This window comes from Francisella opportunistica (assembly GCF_003347135.1).
Lineage (GTDB): Bacteria > Pseudomonadota > Gammaproteobacteria > Francisellales > Francisellaceae > Francisella > Francisella opportunistica.
On record NZ_CP022377.1, the window covers coordinates 590,266 to 608,196 of the forward strand.

Sequence of the window (17,931 nt, forward strand, 5' to 3'; positions counted from 1 at the left end):
TTACTAAGCGAGATCGATTATTTAGTACTTATTAAGTAATTTCTTTTTTATATCTCTAAAAGTATATTTTCTAAGTTCTTTAGGTATTTTTGAAATATACTCTAGATAATTTTTATATGGTCTTTTCATTCTCCATGGTTTACCAGGACTACCAGCATAATGTATTATAGCTGGATTATTTTTAGCCTCTAACAACTCATCATCAGAATAAATTTCTTTTAAAAAAATATATTCAGGAGCCTCTTGTATAGTATTTAGATAATATATACTTTGTAGTGTTACATATTTAAAAGGTAATGATTTAATTTTATTACAAGTTAGGTTTAGAACATCTAAGTCTCGAAACTTTAGCCTTGTATTAAACTCATGCATAGTATCAAAACAACGACTTATAAAATTATTTTCTCTCATTAGTTTTGTATTAATAACCATAAAACCTGGCCAGTATATATAAGAATTATTATTTTCCTCAAAATATTTATGTTGAATTATATTTTGGTGATGCTTTTCTGCAATAACGCCAGCCCACTCATAGTTGGTTAAATCAGTATTATAGACTTCACTCATATCTGACTGGAAAAGTACATCTACATCAGAGTATATGACTTTATCATATTGAGGTAAAAGTTTTGGTATTAATAATCGATAGAAAGTTATTACCCATCCTCTACGAGTATCAATAGGTACACCTTTAAAAATTGATTCATCTATCACGTCAAAAGAAATGGTATGTTTGGTATTTTCCACCATTCTGTTAAAAGCACTAATAGACTTTTTGCTAATATTAGGATGATACACATAAATATCATAACAAGTATCTGAGTTAGCATTATCTATCAAGCTCTTAATTGTAACTGCGCCACCTAAAATAATATTTTTATCAAAAGTAAAAACTATAGGTATTTTATTCATTGGTAGTATATCCCTTGATTAATTTTTGTAAGTTGATTTTTGAATTTAGATATAATTCATTAATATACTTTTCTAGATTTAGTTGAGTTTGTCTATATTCTTGGGCTGGCATATTTATGGCCTTTATCATCGCATCACTGTATTGAGAATCTTGAGAATATAAAATAGCATTAGTCGAATTAAAACCATTTATCGGCGCAAAATCTTCCCTAATAATGATTGGTTTTAAAAAACCATAGACAAGCTGAAAAGTACCACTAGTTTTAGATGTAATGTATTTTCTATGCTCAGGATTATCTTCATAAGCAGAGAGAATAAAGTCAGCATTCTCAATTTCATTATACATTTGATCAAAGTCTAAGCGACCCTTGATATCAAAAAAACTTTGTAACTGAGGCGGCAAATCTTTTATATTTCCTTTACCAATGACTGTGATTTTAAAGTTTGTAATGCCTTTATCTAAAAGTTGTTTTGCAACATTTATAAGTAATTTGGTACTTTTTCTCTTTTCTGATAAGGCTCCAATAGTAATAAATTTTGTAAGCTTATTTTTACCACTTAAATTAACTTTTCCAAAATAATGAGGATTAACTGGAACTGTTATAGCATTTTTATAATCCATATTTCTTAAGGTAATAATATCTTTGCGAGGGTTAGAATTGTTATTAATATAACTATCAATCTCATGTTCAACGAAAAAAAGTTTATGTTTATTAACTTGCTTATCAAAAAAATCATATGCTTGGTTTAAATTTTTACCATCATATAGCTTGCCAATAGTTGTTATCAAAACACCTTCGACATTTTCAAGAGAGTCTCTTTTAAAGTATTTATAAATCTGTTTTTTAGATAGTTTATTATAAGAAATATTTTGGTTGTCAAATCTACAAAAAAGACCCTCTTCAAATCTTTTAGGATTGATAAGTATTGAAACATGGTAGCCTAAATCAAGCAAATATTTTGTAAAACCTGGGACAATTTCTGCATGACTATGAGAACATGGTTCCCAAAGTAAAAAGGTATTCTCTTTGATTATCGGTTTTTTGTAACTAAACAAATTTTTAAGTTTTTTAAAAGATACCATAAATAATTAGTATAACTATAGTAAGTGAGATGCTAAGTATTATAACATTTAAAATGGAGAATTTTTATATAACTATTTTGTTTGATTATTGTGATTTTAGCTAGAAGTTTTGATTAGCTTGTAAATATTATAAGTTTGTTTTAGTATGAGTGTAATAAAATCTTCTAATATAGATAAAGCATGGAAACTAAAAATATCAAAGATGTTGAAGTTATAGCATTATCACTAGGGCGTAGATTTTCTGGGATTAATGCAAGTATGTTAGCTGTTATGCCAGCACAAGCTAAATTAGTAAATATTGTTGGCATGGGATTTAATATAGAATCTAAAGATATTAGCAAAATCAGATTTAGAGATTTTTTATTTAAATGCTGGCGTGATAAGTGGCGTATTTGGCATGCGCGTAGAAATATAGATATGCTTATCGGCATAATATTAAAATATATTTTTAGATATAAGATAATACTAGTTTTCACATCTGTGGCACAACGTCATCATAAGAAACTTACAAAATTTTATATAAATAGAATGGCAGCAGTTATATGCCCATCTGAGATATCTGCAAGGTACTTAGAGAAAAAGCCATATATAGTACCTCATGGAGTAAATACACAAATTTTTTATCCAGCTGAAAATAGACAACAACAGTGGCAAAACAAAAAAATTCCTGGAAAACATGGTATAGGGATATTCGGTAGAATTAGAAAATCTAAAGGGACTCAAGAGTTTATTGAAGCAGCAATAGCAACTCTGAAGAAATATCCTGATTGGGCAGCTATAGTTATTGGTGAGGCAACTCCAAGAGACCTAGATTTTAAGAAAGAGCTAGAGCAAAAGGTTAAGCAGGCTAATTTGCATAATCGCATAATTTTTACTGGTTTTATCACTGATAGCTGCGAAATACCCAACTGGTATAGAGCCTTAGATATTGTAGTTTGTGCTAGTCATAAAGAAGGATTTGGATTACCTGCTCTTGAGGCAATGGCTTCAAAATGTGCTGTGATAGCAACTAAAGCAGGCGCTTGGCCAGAGATTATCGCAGATAGTGAAAATGCTTATTTAGTTGAGCCTAAATCAAGTCAGCAGTTAGCTGATAAATTAGATATTCTAATTGCTGATAGTCAGTTAAGGGACAAAATAGCTCAAAATGGCTATGATTTGGTAACTACTAAATATAAGATTCAAAATGAAGCTGAAGGAATTCAGCAAGTTTATGACAGCCTCTTAGCTAAAAACAGAGCTTAGCTACTTGATAAGATTAGCTGTTATATTATTATTTGGATAAGGTAACTTGTCTATATCAATAGCAAACCCCTTAGAATTATTCTGATCTAGTGTATTTAAATCAATTTCTACAGCATTATTGGGTGAATTATAGCTTTTGATATAAAGTTTATTGTTGTTAAGATCTTTTATCACTGTAAATATAGTATGGTCAAACATTGTTTGATTACCAAGATTATCAACAACTGTTCCCTTAGCTATATCAACATTATTAAGTATGTGAGTAACTTTAGTGACAAGGTTTTCATTATTATCACCCTTGTTGTTAGCATAATAACCAAGTATGGCTGTTTTGATAAATCTTGATGGTGGCGAGTAGTCTCCAGGTAAACCTAAGAACCCATTACCTTGACCTAGTGAATTTATATCTTGGGTATCTTTGCCTTTTGAAGTATCAACTGCATCACTTATTTTTACTTTTGTTATTGATTGGTTATTTAGATTTAGATAGTTTCTTAGGTTTATAAGATGCCAATCATAAGTAGGAGCATTTGTCATTACTTTGACATTTGAGTTAACATCATATAATTTCACTTTTCCATTAATATATTCAACGACTAGTCCTTTGCCATTTTTATCAGTAATTAGGAAGTGTAACTGTGGTGCAACACCATTAAACATAGTACTTTTATCTGACCAGACTTTATACTGCTCTAAAGCTTGTTTAACTTGGTCTACATTTGCATACTCGCTTAAGAGTAATATACTAATTTCAGTCACAAAAGCATATTTTTTGTCTGTATTTGTTACTTTTTGATATTCGGTAAAACCTGGCATATAGTTTGCACTAATGCTAAGACCTTGGTCATTTTGTCCATCAACTAAAAATTCTTGATTTGTATTGACAAGACCAGTGCCAATTATCGAATATTTAGAAGAATAGCTTAGCTTAGTTAGACTTAAATTACTTGGTGCAGTTAGATAGTGCTTTGATCCTTTAGGCATATAGATGACTTGCCAATTCCATTTAAATCCCCACTCCATAGTTCTACCGGAAACGGTATTGCCATTTTTGACTAAAGTCAGAGCGGTACATGCTAGTGACTGTGAAAATAGCATAAACAAAGCAGTACAACACACAAAAATCTTTTTAGCTACAAGTTTCATAGTTCTATCCTTTGGAATTATTAATATCAGCTACTTCTATACTAACCTCATTTCGAGCTTAAAAGCCTTATAAGATAAGTTTTTGAGAGTACTTTTAGGTTATAAATAAGTGAAAAACTGTTAAAAAACTACAATAATAGATTAACTTATTTCAACCTTTTGCCGTATAGACGCTTTTTGTATTATTTATGATAATAAGTTACAAAGCAAGCCAATTTATTACAGAAAGAGAAAAGTAGTTAATAAGTCAAACCTACCTTTAAGTGAAGTAATGACTATTTTGCGAATGTACCAAGCTCTTACGTTGTTTTAGCTATAACATAGTTTGAATAACTAGATACTATTGATATTTTAATAAAATTAGAGAATATTTAATAGCTAGGATTAAAAATTGTTTTAAAAAGCTACATATAACTTTTACTAATATGCTTAATTATCTATAATCTATTTATCGTTAATTTTACTAGTTAATCAATGCAACAAAATTATCAATCAAAAAAACATCCTAAAGCTTTATGGTACATTATTGCGATATATATGTGGGAGTATTTTAGCTTCTATGGTATGAGAGCTCTTTTGATATTATATTTGGTAGATCAACTTAAGCTCGGTGATACTACATCGTATGCTATAGCAGGAGCTTATATAACTTTGGTATATCTGTCACCTATAGTTGGTGGAGTTGTTGCAGATAGAGTATTAGGTTATAAAAAAGCGGTGATTTATGGTGCAGTACTTATGTCTGTTGGTCATATTATCCTTGGCTTTGGTGGCGATAGTAAGTTATATCTTGGTATGGCATTTATAGTTTGTGGTTATGGTTTTTTCAAAAGTAACGTATCTTGTTTGTTAGGACAGCAATATAATTCTGATGACCCAAACAAAGATTCAGCTTTCACATTACTATACTTAGGCGGAAATTTTGGTGGTATATTTGCACCTATGCTATGTGGTTTAGTAGCACATTATTACGGTTGGCATTATGGCTTTGGTATTGCTGGTATTGGTATGATATTTGGTTTAGCTGTATTTATGCTAGGTTCTAAATATATTCCGGATATTCTTCCACAAAAAACTTTACCTCAACAGCTACAAAACTTAGTTGTAGTTTTTAGCATATTGTTAATACTGACTCTAAGTTACTTGGCTTTAGAATATCTTTTTGATGGTTATCTATTAGCAGTAGTTACATGTATTACTGCAATAGCTTTTGTGGTCATTTTTATCAAAACAGATGCTATTACACGTAAATCATTAATTGCACTATTGCCTTTTTATATTTTTGGTATAGTTTTTTGGGTGTTTGATGAGCAGTTATACACTTCAGTAGAAATTTTTATACATAGAAATGTCGATACATACTTATGGGGAATTGATATTCCTGCGAGTGCTTTTACTTCAATGAATTCACTTTCCATCTTGTTCGGCGGTCTAATTCTTGCATGGATTTGGAGGAGAGTAAAATCACTTGATGATGATTTTGGTAGAATGATAAAGTTCTCGTTTGGTTTTATATTTCAGTTACTATGTTTTGTTTTATTCTTTATAGCAGCTAAAAACGCAAGTATAGATGGGACAACCTCAGCTTTACTTGTCATCATTGCTTTAGCTTTCTTAGGTGTGTCAGAATTATTTATAGATCCTATTGCACTTTCAGAGATTACATCTGTAAAAGATAAAAAAGATACAGGCTTCTTAGCAGCATCATATATGCTTTTTACAGGAAGTGTTGCTGGATTTATTGGCGCTAAGGTTGCTGATTTGGCAGCTTTCCAGGGTACTCCTAGTAATCTTGATCTAGTCAAGCAGGCACAATTATTCGAAGGTTTATTTACCAATATTATGGCTATCTTAGCAGTGACAATTATACTATGGTATATTGTTGCTTTGGTCATAAAGAAATTAAAGTAATTAAAAAACTTACTCACAAACAAAAAAAGGATACACGGCAATTATTCGCTGATCATTTAAAATTATTTTTGCTTTTGATCTGTCAGTGGCAGGAATTTGCAATTCTTGAAAGAGTATCTTAAGTTTATTAGCTTTGTTTCTACCATGATATCTGCACTTATCATCAGGTTTTCTATCACGAATTACTATTTTAGTTAGATCGATTTTTTTATTAAGATTTTCGATAAGCCAACTTATGATAGCTTCTTTGCTTACGTCAGTAGCAGGTGCTGTATACCTTATCATAAGCTGATTATATTGTATATGAATTTGACAGTTGTTATTTATGTCAATTTTCCAAGCTGTTGAGGCATTATTGACAGCTAGATGTAAATCTTTTATTTGCTTGCTTTTAAGACTTTGCTGTGTGTTTTGTTTAAACCAAAGATGTAGAAGGCTTTTTTGGATATCATCATCTAATTTTATTAACTCACTAATTATTATCGTAGTATTTTGAGATATTGATTGTAATTTTTCTGCGAGTAATTTCTGTAAGATATTATTACTTTCAGCACAAATACTTGCACTACGAGAAAGAGTTTCACTAATATTTGGATTTACTTGTTGTAGTATTGGGATTATTTTATTGCGAATTAGGTTTCTGCGGTATTTTGTATCTTCATTACTATCATCATATATATGCGTGATATTATTTAGTTTAGCAAACTCTTCAATTTCAATCTTATTATAGTTTAGTAATGGGCGTAAGACACTACCATGGTGTAATTTTTTATAATAAGGTATACCAGCTAAACCTGCTAATCCTGAGCCGCGTATTGCTTGAATTAAGAATGTCTCAGCTTGATCATTTTGGTGATGTCCTAGTAAAAGTATTGGCTTAGGGTATCGTTGCATTATTTTTTCAAAAAAAGCCATTCTTTGTTTACTTGCCCAAGCCTCAAAACTTTCGTCTTTAGGAGCTTTATCTAATGAGTGGCTAATAAATTGTAGATTATATCTTTGACAAGTTTTTTGACAATGAATTTGCCATTTTAATGAGTCACGATGAAGATTATGATTAATATAAATTGCAATCAGTGGAATATCTAAGTTTTTGCTGATATTTAGTAAAACACTTGAGTCAACACCGCCACTATAACCAATAATGATATGAGATGGAAAGAGTTTTTTTATTTCATTTAAAACAAGAGTTTTACTTATAGACATTTATACTAAATAGCGAGCTTTTATTGTAGCTTTAACTTTTTTAAATTCGTCGATAAGATCTTTGGTCTGATCTGAGCTTGATTTAATATCCATAACAACATAACCAATATTTTCTAATGTTCTTAGATATTGACCTTCAACATTGATATTTTTAGACGCTAAAATTCTATTTAGCTCATTGATGATACCAGGGATATTTTGATGAATATGTAAGATCCGATGAGTTTCTCTATGACTCGGTAAAGATAACTCAGGAAAGTTTACTGCATTTAATGTTGAGCCATTGTCTGAATACTTGATTAGTTTAGCACTAACTTCAGTAGCGATATTTTCCTGTGCTTCTATAGTGCTACCACCTATATGTGGTGTCAGAAAGACATTATCAAGGCTTCTCAAAGGACTTTCAAAAATTTCACCTTTTGCTGATGGCTCTTTAGGAAAAACATCAATTGCTGCGCCTTTTAGCTTGGTGCTTTTTAGGGCATTAACCAAAGCATCAATATCTATTACATTACCTCTTGAAGCATTTATAAGCACTGCATTTTGCTTCATAAGCGCGAATTCTTTGGTTGATATCATATTTGCAGTAGTTGACAATTGAGGTACGTGTAAAGAAACAACATCTGATTGTTGTAGTAGTGTTGCTAAGCTGTCAACTTGATAAGCATTACCTAAAGGTAGTTTCTCTTCAATATCATAAAATATTACATTTAAACCAATATTCTCTGCTAAAACACCAAGTTGCATTCCAATATGACCATAGCCGATAATTCCTAAAGTCTTACCTCTTACTTCATTAGCATTATCAGCTGATTTAAGCCACTCTCCTCTATGGGCTTTAGCATTCTTATCGATTACATTACGAATTAGCAAAATAGCTTCTGCCAAGACAAGTTCAGCAACACTACGCGTATTTGAAAATGGTGCATTAAAAACTGGTATACCTAAGTTCTGCGCAGTTTTAAGATCTACTTGGTTAGTGCCGATACAAAAGCAACCAATAGCTATAAGATGCTCAGATTGCTCTAGGACTTGTTTTGTCAGTTGTGTACGAGAACGTAAGCCGACGATTTTAAAATCTTTAAGTTTATCTATTAGTTCTTGTCCTTCAAGCGCTGTATTTAGTAATTCGATATTTTCATATCCTGCAGCTTTGAATGATTCAACAGCATTTGAGTGGATACCTTCTAAGAGAAGAATTGGGATTTTCTTTTTATTAAGAGATAGCTGGCTCATTTTGCATCCTTATACAGATATTTTTGCTTTGATGGTAGGGTGGTGGTTATAGTCCTCAAATTCAAAGTCTTTGTATTTATAATCAAAGATAGAGTTTGGTTTTCTTAGAATCTTTAACGTTGGCAGGTCGAGAGGTTTGCGACTAAGCTGCTCATTAACTTGCTCAATGTGATTGTTGTAAATATGGCAATCACCACCTGACCAAATAAACTCACCAACATCAAAATCACATTGCTGTGCAACCATATGCGTTAGTAGTGAATAGCTGGCAATATTAAATGGAACCCCAAGAAAAGCATCAGCGCTTCTTTGCGTAAGCATACATGATAGTTTATTATTTGCGACATAAAATTGGAACATTGCATGACAAGGTGGAAGAGCTGAATTACCTTTTGCAACGTTTTCTTGTGGAGAGAGCTTTTCTGATGGTACAACACATGGGTTCCAAGCTGAAACTAGAATCCTACGTGAGTTTGGATTTGTTTTTAGCATCTCAATTACTTCGACAATTTGATCTATGCCCTGACCATTAAAATCACGCCATTGTTTGCCATAAATCGGACCAAGTTCACCATCTGCTGTTGCCCACTCATTCCAAATTCTAACGTTGTTATCATTAAGATATTTGATATTTGTACTACCACTTAAAAACCATAATAGCTCATGAACAACACTAGGAATATGAATTTTTTTTGTAGTTACTAGCGGGAAGCCTTTTTGAAGATCAAAACGCATCTGATAGCCAAAAATACTTGTTGTGCCAGTGCCAGTTCTATCACCCTTTAAAACACCTTTTTCTTTAATATACTTAAGAAAATTTAGATATTCTCGCATTTATTTTTCCTTGTTTTGATAAATACCGCGATTAGAATTACAGCTCCTAGTAATATCATAGGTATTGACAATATTTGCCCCATAGTCATCCAGTTGAAGAATATATAGCCATACTGCGGGTCTGGCTGTCTAAAAAATTCACAGGTAAATCTAGCGCAACCATACAAAAACATAAAAAGTCCCAGCACAAGATAACGCGGTCTTTGCTTGATAGTAACAAGCCATAGGACAGTAAATAGTACAACTCCTTCAAAGAAAAGCTCAAATAGCTGAGAAGGATATCTTGGTAGTGGACCACCAGTTGGAAAAACCATACCTATTGGCGAGTCTGTAACTTTGCCCCAAAGTTCACCATTGATAAAGTTACCTATTCTACCAGCACCTAAACCAATGGGTACAACTGGTGCAACAAACTCTCCTAAATCAAAGAAGTTTGCACCAATCTTGCGTGCAAACAGTGCAAATGCTATAAGTACACCAATAAATCCACCATGGAATGACATACCGCCATCCCATAAGAAAAACATTTGTGATGGATTGTGGAAGTAATAAGGTAGATTATAGAAGATGATATAACCAATCCTACCACCAAGAATGACACCTAGGGCAACATAAAATGTTAGATCACCTGCTTGCTCAGGCTTGATAGGGGCCCATGATTTGACTTTTGCTCTATACCTAATTAAATACCAGCCAGCAAAAATACCAAATAGGTACATCAAACCATACCAATGAATCTTTATAGGACCAAACTGCAATGCAACTGGGTCGATATGAGGATATTGTAGCATTATAAAAACCTTATTCTATATTAGTGCTTGAGCTTCAAAATCAATTGCGGGCGAGTAGTTTATATACTCAGGTCTAGCTTGAATTTGATTAGCTTCTTTATCTATTGTTTTTTCTTTTTTATTATTTTTTACAGCAGTTTGCTTTTCTTTTTTAGGCTTAGTTTCACTAGCTTGTTTAGTTTCTTTTGCTACTTTTATCGGCTTTTCCTGCTCTGCTACAGCTTGTTGTATTGTTACATCATCAATTTTATCAATACTTAAAGATTCTTCTGTTACAGGTGAAGTTTGCTCAGCTTCAACAGTTTCATTTAATTTAGCTGTTTCATCAAGTAGAGCTATTTGCGTATCTACAGATACAGTATCAAATTTTAAGTATTTGTTTGTTTTAATTTTCTCTTGAGTAGCTACCTTTGTAGCACCATCATCTTTTAGACTATCATAGTTTTCTAAGACATCTTTAACCATTACAGAGATGAACTCCTCAGGATTCTTAGAAATCACTTTTTTTACATTATCAGTCTTTGCAACAGCTGTTTGATTTTGATACTTAAGTTGCATAATATCAACAACTTCTTCAGCATTATTTAGATTTAGATTATTACTTCTGCTATTGCGGTTATTTGATTTTTTATCAAATTTATCATTGTTTGACTTATTTTTATTACGTTCGTTTTTATCATTACCATTAATATTGTTAAAGGCATTATTACCGTTATTATCATTACGCTGGTTACTATCTTTTTGCGGCTTGTTTTCTTGTGGTTTTTGAGGTTTTGCCCCTTTATTGATTCTATTTTTGTTACGCTCGTTTTTGTTATCATTATTGTTACGCTCATTGCGTTGATCATTATCTTTTTGCGGCTTATTCTGTTGCTGCTTTTGAAATTTTTGTCCTTTGTTTTGTTGTTTTTGGGTTTGCTTATTAAGCTCTATTTCAGCAGCGCTAGATTCACTTGCAAACATGATACTAATTAGCTTAGCAAAAAAGCCTTTTTTCTTAGGGTGTTGAGTTATAGCAGCTTGTTTTTTATCATTTTGCATAGCTGTATTTACTTGGTTGTTAGTTTGTGGCTTTTGCTCTTGAGTATCGCTAGTAGTTTGATTTTCTATAGCCTTGTTTAAATCTACAGCAGCAACTTTTTTCTTACCAGCCTTAGGAATTTCAACGTTATAAACATCTTCTATTAACTCTGAGCTAGTACGATTTGATTTATAGCTAGTGCCCCAGATTCTCTGCATTTGAAACTTTGGTGACTCCATATTAAAGTTAGGGATAATCATAACCTTAACTTGAGAAATTCTCTCAATCTCAACGATACTGTCTCTTTTCTCATTTAGTATATACGCAGCGATATCTACGGGAACTTGAACACGAATCTCGTTAGTATCTTCTTTGATAGCTTCTGCTCTAATTTTACGCAGGATGGTAAGAGCCGTAGCTTGAGTAGTTTTGATAAAACCATGCCCCTCACAACGTGGGCATTTCTGCATTACGCTTTCATTAATTGAAGAACTTAAGCGTTGTCTTGATATCTCAACAAGTCCAAGTTTAGAAATGCGTGACATTTGAATACGCGCTCTATCTTGCTGTAGCGCTTCCATTAGCTTTTCTTCGACTTGTTTCCTATTTGGATAGAAAGACATATCGATAAAATCAACTATTACAAGACCACCTAAGTCTCTGATTCTAAGCTGACGAGCTACCTCTTCTGCAGCCTCTAAGTTGGTTTTAAATGCTGTAGTTTCTACATCTTCAGCTTTGGTAGCACGAGATGAGTTTACATCTATTGCCACAAGTGCCTCTGCGGTATCTATTATTATAGAACCGCCAGATGGTAAGCGAATTTCTCTTTTGTAGGCATTTTCTATTTGCTGATCAATTCCAAATTGGGCAAATAATGGTAACTCTTCGTTGTATAGTTTGACTTTGTTTACATCAAAACTTTGTCTTAGCAAGTTTAATTGCCTTTTGACATCTTCGAAGCACTCTTTAGAATCAACGATAATTTCTTTGACGTCTTCTTTTAAATGATCTCTTATTGTTCTAACAATAATGTCACTCTCTTTATGTAATAGTGCTGGTTTTTTGATTCTATGATAAGCTTGAGAAATAGACTCCCATAACTCAACTAAAGTATCAAAATCATGTTTTAATTCTTCAAAAGAGCATTCAACACAAGCTGTCCTTGCAATTACACTCATATTTTTGGGGATATTCAATTCTTTGAGATATTTTTTTAATCTTTCTCTATCTTCACCTTCTACACGACGAGAAATACCGCCGCCATCAGGATTATTTGGTAGTAATACCATATAAGAGCCAGCCAGGGTAATAAATGTAGTTAACGCGGCACCTTTATCGCCACGCTCTTCTTTATCTATTTGTACGATCAGCTCTTGTCCTTCTGAAAGTAAGGGTGCAATATTATCGCCATCTGGAACATCTTTTAGATAATATTCTGAAACTTCTTTAAATGGTAAAAAACCATTTTTTTCTTCACCATAGTTAACAAAGATGGCATTTAAACTTGGTTCAATCCTTGAAATATAGCCTTTATAGATATTTGCTTTTTTTTGTTCTCTATCAAAACTTTCGATATCTAAATCTATTAGTTTGCCGTTATCTAAGGTGGCAATCCTTGTTTCTTCGCCATTTTTACTGTTTATTAGTATTCTTTTCATTTTTTATTAATTCCTTCAATAAATGTAACTCATAGCTAACTGTTTAACGAGTCAGCTCGCTTTGCGACCGCTGTGGTCTTTCTTAATAAATCGCGAGATTTTTTTAAGCTAGTTTTTCACAAGAAATTGGCTAGATTTACCATCTCTAACCACGTGCTTAAATTTATTGCGATTTTGTTAAAGTACTATGTACATAATTATTTGATATAATAGCAATATTAGCTATTAAATAAAAGAACTATTAATTTCTAATGAGTCTTATTTACTTAGATTATGCTGCGACAACTCCGCTTAGTCAAAGTGTCAAAAATTTGCTGTTAAATTTAATTAGTAGTGACGATGATTTTTTTAATGCTGGTTCATCAACATACCAGCAAGCAGAAATCGTTAGCAATAAAATTAAACATGCCAGGGCTGAAATTGCCCACAGTCTAGCTGTGTTACCAAGAGAGATTATTTTTACCTCAGGAGCGACTGAGTCAAATAATCTGGCGATAAAAGGAGTGGCATACGCTTATAAAAATAAAGGTAGGCATATAATAACCTCAAAAGCTGAGCATAAAGCAGTATTGGATGTTTGTAAATTTCTAGAGACACAGGGATTTGTCGTTACATACATTGATGTTAATGAGTTTGGTGAAGTTGATTTGGAGCAACTTGAAAAATCTATTACAAAACAGACAATACTTGTAAGCTTAATGGCTGTAAATAACGAGCTTGGGACAAAAAATAACCTCATAGAAATTGGTAAAATGGCAAAGCAAAATGGCATATTATTGCATGTTGATGCAGCCCAAGGCTATGGCAAAGTTGATATAGATATCAAAGCGATGAATATTGATTTGTTATCAGTGTCTGGACATAAGTTGTATGCACCAAAAGGTGTTGGTTTTTTGTATCTACGCTCAAAACAGCCAAAAGTTAAGCTTATAAAGCAAATACATGGTGGCGCCCAAGAGTTTAATTTACGCGCAGGGACACTGGCAACTTATCAGATATTTGCATTAGCTACAGCTGCTAAAGAGATGTTTGCTAAAAAAGAGCAAAACTTTGAATATGTAGCAAAAATGCGTCAAGTTTTTTTAGAGATTATTAAGAGATTGGATGATATAAAAATTAATACAGACCTTCAAAATAGTTATCCGGGTATTTTAAGTGTTACATTTTTAGGAGTAAAGGGTGAAACATTATTAGCTCTAGTTGACGGGGTTTGTATGTCAATGGGCTCAGCGTGTAATTCTCAAGCGGTTGAGCCTTCACATGTTTTAAGTGCTATAGGTTTGACAGCAGTTCAAGCAGAATCAACGCTTAGGATATCTTTTGGACTTCAAACATCTCAAGCACAAGTTATTCAAGCAGCTAATTTGCTAAAAGAAAAAGTACAACTTTTGCGAGCTTTATTTCCACAAGGAGAAGTGCATGTATAATGATTTAGTAAAAAACCTTTTGGCCAAAGTAAAAGTCGAAGATGCTGTTATCTTAACACAACAAACTAAATATGTCGTTAGTGATAGTTTTTCAACTGTAGAGGTTTATATTTGTGATAAAAAAGTATCATATAGAGTTTATGGTGATGCGTATATCTTAGCTATGCTTAAGTGGCTTCAACTTAGCTTGCAAAACAAACAAGATCTAAGTCAAATATCTATAGAAAAGCTAATAGCTGATTTTGATTTACCGGAAATTAAGTTTAGAAATGCGCTACAAATAATTCAGCTTATAGAGAAAATAAATGCAGCAGCTATATGATTTTTATATATTACATCAGCGCAAATATAGAGAAAGTTCACTACTTGTTAATATATTTACGCGTGAGTTTGGCAAGCTCTCAGCACTAATAAAAATCAATAAAAAACCCCCTAATTTATATCAACCATTAGTTAAACTTAAAGGGCAAATAAGTGTGGCTAAAAAAGCTGATGGTCTAGCTAAAATTTATAATATTGAGTTTGTTGAGTCATTTTATCAAAAATCATATATCAATTTATTGTCGCTGCAGTATATTAATGAACTTATATATTTACTTTTAAATTATTCACATGAAGAAGATATTCTCTTTGGTAAATATGATTTTATTTTAAGAAATATAGATGAGGCTAATTATATGTATTTATTAAGAATGTTTGAGCTTGAGTTATTAAATAGTCTTGGTCAGGGCATCTATGTTGATAGTGATATTGATGGGATGCTAATACAAAATGATTCTAGTTATATTATACTTCCTAATGGTTTTAGAAAAAATCTCAACTCTGCTGCAAATAGTATCTCTGGCAAAAGCCTTAAGAAAATAAATCAACCGCTAAGTTCATGGTCAAAAGATGATTTAAAAGCAATTGCTAGAGTTACTCGGGTATGTATTAATTATGTTTTAGCTGATAAGCAATTAAAAAGTAGGAAGTTTCTTATAGATTATTTAAACCTTAAGAAGTAATTTCTAAATTTAAGAAACATTCAAAATCTGTAAATACCTTAAGTTAAGTAACAAATTAAATACCACTAATAATAACTAATTTTATTGACGATCAAGTAATTTGTTTTTGAAAGCTTTGATAAAAGATATTGTTGGTGGTATCAAAGAAACAACAACAATTAAAATAATGAACAAGCCAAAATATTTTTTAACAAAAGCATTATTACTAAAGAAAAAAGCTAAATATACAATAGAATAAACCCAGATAAGCGCACCAATAATACCCATTGCTACAAACTTAGTATATTTCATGCGTGCCATCCCTGCTGTAAAAGGCATAAACGTTCGCACAAGTGGTGTAAATCTAGCAAGTATAATAGCTACTGGACCGTACTTGTTAAAGAATTTTTGTGCTTTTAAAAGATGTGCGGTCTTGAGAATTTTTGCATTATCTTTAAAGATTCTTTTACCAATCATACGGCCTAAGAAATAGTTACAAGAATCACCACAAACTGCAGCTGCTACTAGTATTGGTGCTACAAGGTGTACATTAAGTGTTGTCGCAGCACCAGTAAGACCTATAGCGAAAAGTAATGAATCACCTGGCAAGAAAGGAGTTATCACAAGCCCAGTTTCACAAAAAACCACTAAAAAAAGCAATAAATAAGTCCAGTTACCTAATATATTTATATAAGTGCTAATAAATTGATCTAGATGCAAGACAATATTTAATAATGCTGAGATTGTATCCATGAGTTACGTTTTTGAATGTTTTGTCGTTAGATTATAAGAAAATAATACTCAAAGGTTAAGATTTTTTTACTTTTATTTTATTAATAAGGGCTTTAAAAACCATTTGGAAAATAACTACGACAACGATCAAAGATATAATAAGGCTGAGGTTGTGTTTAACAAAGTCATTATCACTAAAAAAATATACTGTGTATGTAATGGAGAATGACCAAATAATTGCAGAAATTACTCCAAAAACTACAAATTTAATATAGTTCATTTTGCTTACACCGGCAACAAATGGGGTTATAGTTCTAACAAAAGCAATAAATCGTGAGAATATAATAGCCTTGCTACCGTATTTATTTAAGAAGATTTTGGTTTTTATCAAGTAAGCAGTTTTAAAAAACCTAGCATGAGTGCCAAAAAGTTTCTCGCCAATAAATTTGCCTGTCAAGTAGTTGAAAGTATCTCCAGTAACAGCACCTAAAAAGATTGCAAGCACAGCAAAGTGTATATTTAAATCAGTAGCAGCTGCAGTAATCCCAACGGCAAATAATAATGAATCTCCAGGGAAAAATATTCCTAACACAGAACCTGTTTCACAGAAGATGATAAAAAATAGTACTATATAAAACCATACTCCTAAAGAGTTTACAAAATCGGAAATATGAGCATTGAAATGCATAATAAAATCAAACATTAACTCACTCCGGTTTGATTTTTATTGATAAGGCATGAATATATGGCATTAATTCTTCAACAGCTTTGAATATTTCGGTGTGCGCCTTGATTTTTGTTATGGTGTTAAGTTTTTGTGAAGTTATATTAAGTATGAAATGATACTTACCTTGTGTATAACCACTATGTTTTACATGTTTGTGTGTTTCATCAATTACTTCGATTATGGCTTGAGGTTCAACTTTGGATAATATTTGATTTTTGATTTGCTTTGCTACAGTAGTACTATCCATAGTTATAATATCCTCGTAGGTGTAATAATTAAATCAAGCTTAATATCATGTATATCTATGATAATAGCATTATTTTGCTGTTCGTCAAAGGCTATACCTATAGTTAAAGGGTATTTATGAGTTTTTTTAAAGCTTAAGCTATAGTCATAAAAGCCGCCACCCATACCCATTCTAAATTTATCACTAGTAAATCCAACAATTGGTACGATAATAACATCAAGCTCCCAAGCTGTAACAATATCTTTGGGAGAGTAGAGTGGTTCTTTGATTTTATATTTATTTAGGCAATAATTTTTACAGTCTTTGGCAAACCAGAGCCCATGCTTTATAAAAGGATGGATTATAGGTAAATATATATTTTTAAAGTGATTGTTAATTATACGGGTATCTATCTCATTTTCTAGAGATATAAAACTGGCTATCTTGGGGTTAGTAAAATTTGCTTGTATATAGTCTATTAGTTTAAAGCTGATTTGCTCGCTAAGATATGTTTTGTTTGTAAGAGTGTTTCTAATCTCTAAAAGCTGCTTGCGTATTTGATTTTTATCCATGACTACAAGTGTAAAAATTAGTTGTCCAGATTACCGTTTTAGTTCAATATTCTTGATCCCTATTGTATCAAGGTGGGTGCCATAGTTTCAACATTGGGCTTCTTTGTCAATGCTTAAAGCATCAAAGCTTGCTCTCTAGTCAAAACACCAAGGCTCCCTTTTCTAAGTAGTATCGGTACAAGATTGTAACTAAACCACCAATAACCCAGACAACTAA

General features: G+C 32.0%; 17 protein-coding genes and 1 other RNA gene. 5 read left to right on the forward strand and 13 right to left on the reverse strand.

All coding sequences use genetic code 11. From position 1 onward, the window contains the following. Positions 1 to 21: 21 nt before the first annotated feature. The gene (locus CGC45_RS02870; protein WP_071628874.1) at positions 22 to 912 is read right to left on the reverse strand and encodes a glycosyltransferase family 8 protein; all 891 of its coding nucleotides are present in this window, start codon (positions 910 to 912) and stop codon (positions 22 to 24) included. Further along, positions 905 to 1,996, reverse strand: a complete 1,092-nt coding sequence (locus CGC45_RS02875) for a glycosyltransferase family protein (protein ID WP_071628875.1) — start codon at positions 1,994 to 1,996, stop codon at positions 905 to 907. The genes CGC45_RS02870 and CGC45_RS02875 overlap by 8 nt, the downstream gene beginning before the upstream one ends. Before the next feature lie 180 nt (positions 1,997 to 2,176). On the opposite strand from CGC45_RS02875, the gene CGC45_RS02880 reads away from it, so the two are divergent. Continuing rightward, the gene (locus tag CGC45_RS02880; RefSeq protein ID WP_071628876.1) at positions 2,177 to 3,241 is read left to right on the forward strand and encodes a glycosyltransferase family 4 protein; all 1,065 of its coding nucleotides are present in this window, start codon (positions 2,177 to 2,179) and stop codon (positions 3,239 to 3,241) included. On the opposite strand, the gene CGC45_RS02885 is transcribed toward CGC45_RS02880, so the two are convergent. Next, positions 3,242 to 4,387, reverse strand: a complete 1,146-nt coding sequence (locus CGC45_RS02885; protein WP_071628877.1) for a choloylglycine hydrolase family protein — start codon at positions 4,385 to 4,387, stop codon at positions 3,242 to 3,244. A gap of 474 nt (positions 4,388 to 4,861) precedes the next feature. Here CGC45_RS02885 and CGC45_RS02890 point away from each other — a divergent pair, with 474 nt between their 5' ends. After that, a complete protein-coding gene (locus CGC45_RS02890; protein ID WP_071628878.1) occupies positions 4,862 to 6,298 on the forward strand; it encodes a peptide MFS transporter in 1,437 nt (478 codons plus the stop codon). 9 nt (positions 6,299 to 6,307) lie between these two features. On the opposite strand, the gene tilS is transcribed toward CGC45_RS02890, so the two are convergent. The 5 genes from tilS to CGC45_RS02915 are packed head-to-tail and all read right to left on the reverse strand — an operon-like array spanning position 6,308 to position 13,047. Continuing rightward, positions 6,308 to 7,504, reverse strand: a complete 1,197-nt coding sequence (tilS, locus tag CGC45_RS02895; protein WP_071628879.1) for a tRNA lysidine(34) synthetase TilS — start codon at positions 7,502 to 7,504, stop codon at positions 6,308 to 6,310. Continuing rightward, positions 7,505 to 8,740 (reverse strand): phosphoglycerate dehydrogenase, encoded by a 1,236-nt coding sequence (gene serA / locus CGC45_RS02900; protein WP_071628880.1) that lies wholly within the window; start codon positions 8,738 to 8,740, stop codon positions 7,505 to 7,507. Positions 8,741 to 8,749: 9 nt separating this feature from the next. After that, a complete protein-coding gene (locus CGC45_RS02905; RefSeq protein WP_071628881.1) occupies positions 8,750 to 9,574 on the reverse strand; it encodes a thymidylate synthase in 825 nt (274 codons plus the stop codon). Next, positions 9,559 to 10,365 carry a prolipoprotein diacylglyceryl transferase gene (gene lgt / locus CGC45_RS02910; RefSeq protein WP_071628882.1) on the reverse strand — a complete coding sequence of 269 codons (807 nt, stop codon included), beginning with the start codon at positions 10,363 to 10,365 and terminating at the stop codon, positions 9,559 to 9,561. Before lgt ends, CGC45_RS02905 begins: the two co-directional genes overlap by 16 nt. 15 nt (positions 10,366 to 10,380) lie before the next feature. Next, positions 10,381 to 13,047: an Rne/Rng family ribonuclease gene (locus CGC45_RS02915; RefSeq protein ID WP_071628883.1), complete on the reverse strand. Its 2,667-nt coding sequence runs from the start codon at positions 13,045 to 13,047 to the stop codon at positions 10,381 to 10,383. 251 nt (positions 13,048 to 13,298) lie between these two features. Here CGC45_RS02915 and CGC45_RS02920 point away from each other — a divergent pair, with 251 nt between their 5' ends. From CGC45_RS02920 to recO, 3 genes are read left to right on the forward strand one after another with little or no spacing between them, the layout of a single operon-like run. Next, positions 13,299 to 14,474, forward strand: a complete 1,176-nt coding sequence (locus tag CGC45_RS02920; RefSeq protein WP_071628884.1) for a cysteine desulfurase family protein — start codon at positions 13,299 to 13,301, stop codon at positions 14,472 to 14,474. Then, positions 14,467 to 14,796: a hypothetical protein gene (locus CGC45_RS02925; RefSeq protein WP_071628885.1), complete on the forward strand. Its 330-nt coding sequence runs from the start codon at positions 14,467 to 14,469 to the stop codon at positions 14,794 to 14,796. The genes CGC45_RS02920 and CGC45_RS02925 overlap by 8 nt, the downstream gene beginning before the upstream one ends. Next, positions 14,780 to 15,478: a DNA repair protein RecO gene (gene recO, locus CGC45_RS02930; RefSeq protein WP_071628886.1), complete on the forward strand. Its 699-nt coding sequence runs from the start codon at positions 14,780 to 14,782 to the stop codon at positions 15,476 to 15,478. Before CGC45_RS02925 ends, recO begins: the two co-directional genes overlap by 17 nt. Before the next feature lie 81 nt (positions 15,479 to 15,559). Here the strand turns inward: recO and CGC45_RS02935 are convergent, their stop codons facing one another. From CGC45_RS02935 to ssrS, 5 genes are all read right to left on the reverse strand, one after another. Beyond that, positions 15,560 to 16,210, reverse strand: a complete 651-nt coding sequence (locus tag CGC45_RS02935; RefSeq protein ID WP_071628887.1) for a VTT domain-containing protein — start codon at positions 16,208 to 16,210, stop codon at positions 15,560 to 15,562. Positions 16,211 to 16,265: 55 nt separating this feature from the next. Further along, positions 16,266 to 16,892 carry a VTT domain-containing protein gene (locus CGC45_RS02940; RefSeq protein ID WP_071628888.1) on the reverse strand — a complete coding sequence of 209 codons (627 nt, stop codon included), beginning with the start codon at positions 16,890 to 16,892 and terminating at the stop codon, positions 16,266 to 16,268. A gap of 4 nt (positions 16,893 to 16,896) precedes the next feature. Further along, complete coding sequence (locus tag CGC45_RS02945) at positions 16,897 to 17,163, reverse strand: BolA family protein (RefSeq protein ID WP_071628889.1); 267 nt, start codon at positions 17,161 to 17,163, stop codon at positions 16,897 to 16,899. 2 nt (positions 17,164 to 17,165) lie between these two features. Further along, the gene (locus CGC45_RS02950) at positions 17,166 to 17,714 is read right to left on the reverse strand and encodes a 5-formyltetrahydrofolate cyclo-ligase (RefSeq protein WP_071628890.1); all 549 of its coding nucleotides are present in this window, start codon (positions 17,712 to 17,714) and stop codon (positions 17,166 to 17,168) included. Between the two features lie 18 nt (positions 17,715 to 17,732). Continuing rightward, positions 17,733 to 17,929, reverse strand: a non-coding RNA gene (ssrS, locus tag CGC45_RS02955) — 6S RNA. Between the last annotated feature and the right edge of the window lie 2 nt (positions 17,930 to 17,931).

Coding starts and splice junctions, on each gene's coding strand:
- lgt (WP_071628882.1), bottom strand. CDS start 10,365: ATGCTACAATATCCTCATATCGACCCAGTTGCATTGCAGTTTGGTCCT.
- CGC45_RS02940 (WP_071628888.1), bottom strand. CDS start 16,892: ATGTTTGATTTTATTATGCATTTCAATGCTCATATTTCCGATTTTGTA.
- CGC45_RS02880 (WP_071628876.1), top strand. CDS start 2,177: ATGGAAACTAAAAATATCAAAGATGTTGAAGTTATAGCATTATCACTA.
- CGC45_RS02885 (WP_071628877.1), bottom strand. CDS start 4,387: ATGAAACTTGTAGCTAAAAAGATTTTTGTGTGTTGTACTGCTTTGTTT.
- CGC45_RS02935 (WP_071628887.1), bottom strand. CDS start 16,210: ATGGATACAATCTCAGCATTATTAAATATTGTCTTGCATCTAGATCAA.
- CGC45_RS02915 (WP_071628883.1), bottom strand. CDS start 13,047: ATGAAAAGAATACTAATAAACAGTAAAAATGGCGAAGAAACAAGGATT.
- CGC45_RS02925 (WP_071628885.1), top strand. CDS start 14,467: ATGTATAATGATTTAGTAAAAAACCTTTTGGCCAAAGTAAAAGTCGAA.
- recO (WP_071628886.1), top strand. CDS start 14,780: ATGCAGCAGCTATATGATTTTTATATATTACATCAGCGCAAATATAGA.
- CGC45_RS02920 (WP_071628884.1), top strand. CDS start 13,299: ATGAGTCTTATTTACTTAGATTATGCTGCGACAACTCCGCTTAGTCAA.
- CGC45_RS02875 (WP_071628875.1), bottom strand. CDS start 1,996: ATGGTATCTTTTAAAAAACTTAAAAATTTGTTTAGTTACAAAAAACCG.
- tilS (WP_071628879.1), bottom strand. CDS start 7,504: ATGTCTATAAGTAAAACTCTTGTTTTAAATGAAATAAAAAAACTCTTT.
- CGC45_RS02945 (WP_071628889.1), bottom strand. CDS start 17,163: ATGGATAGTACTACTGTAGCAAAGCAAATCAAAAATCAAATATTATCC.
- CGC45_RS02905 (WP_071628881.1), bottom strand. CDS start 9,574: ATGCGAGAATATCTAAATTTTCTTAAGTATATTAAAGAAAAAGGTGTT.
- CGC45_RS02950 (WP_071628890.1), bottom strand. CDS start 17,714: ATGGATAAAAATCAAATACGCAAGCAGCTTTTAGAGATTAGAAACACT.
- serA (WP_071628880.1), bottom strand. CDS start 8,740: ATGAGCCAGCTATCTCTTAATAAAAAGAAAATCCCAATTCTTCTCTTA.
- CGC45_RS02890 (WP_071628878.1), top strand. CDS start 4,862: ATGCAACAAAATTATCAATCAAAAAAACATCCTAAAGCTTTATGGTAC.
- CGC45_RS02870 (WP_071628874.1), bottom strand. CDS start 912: ATGAATAAAATACCTATAGTTTTTACTTTTGATAAAAATATTATTTTA.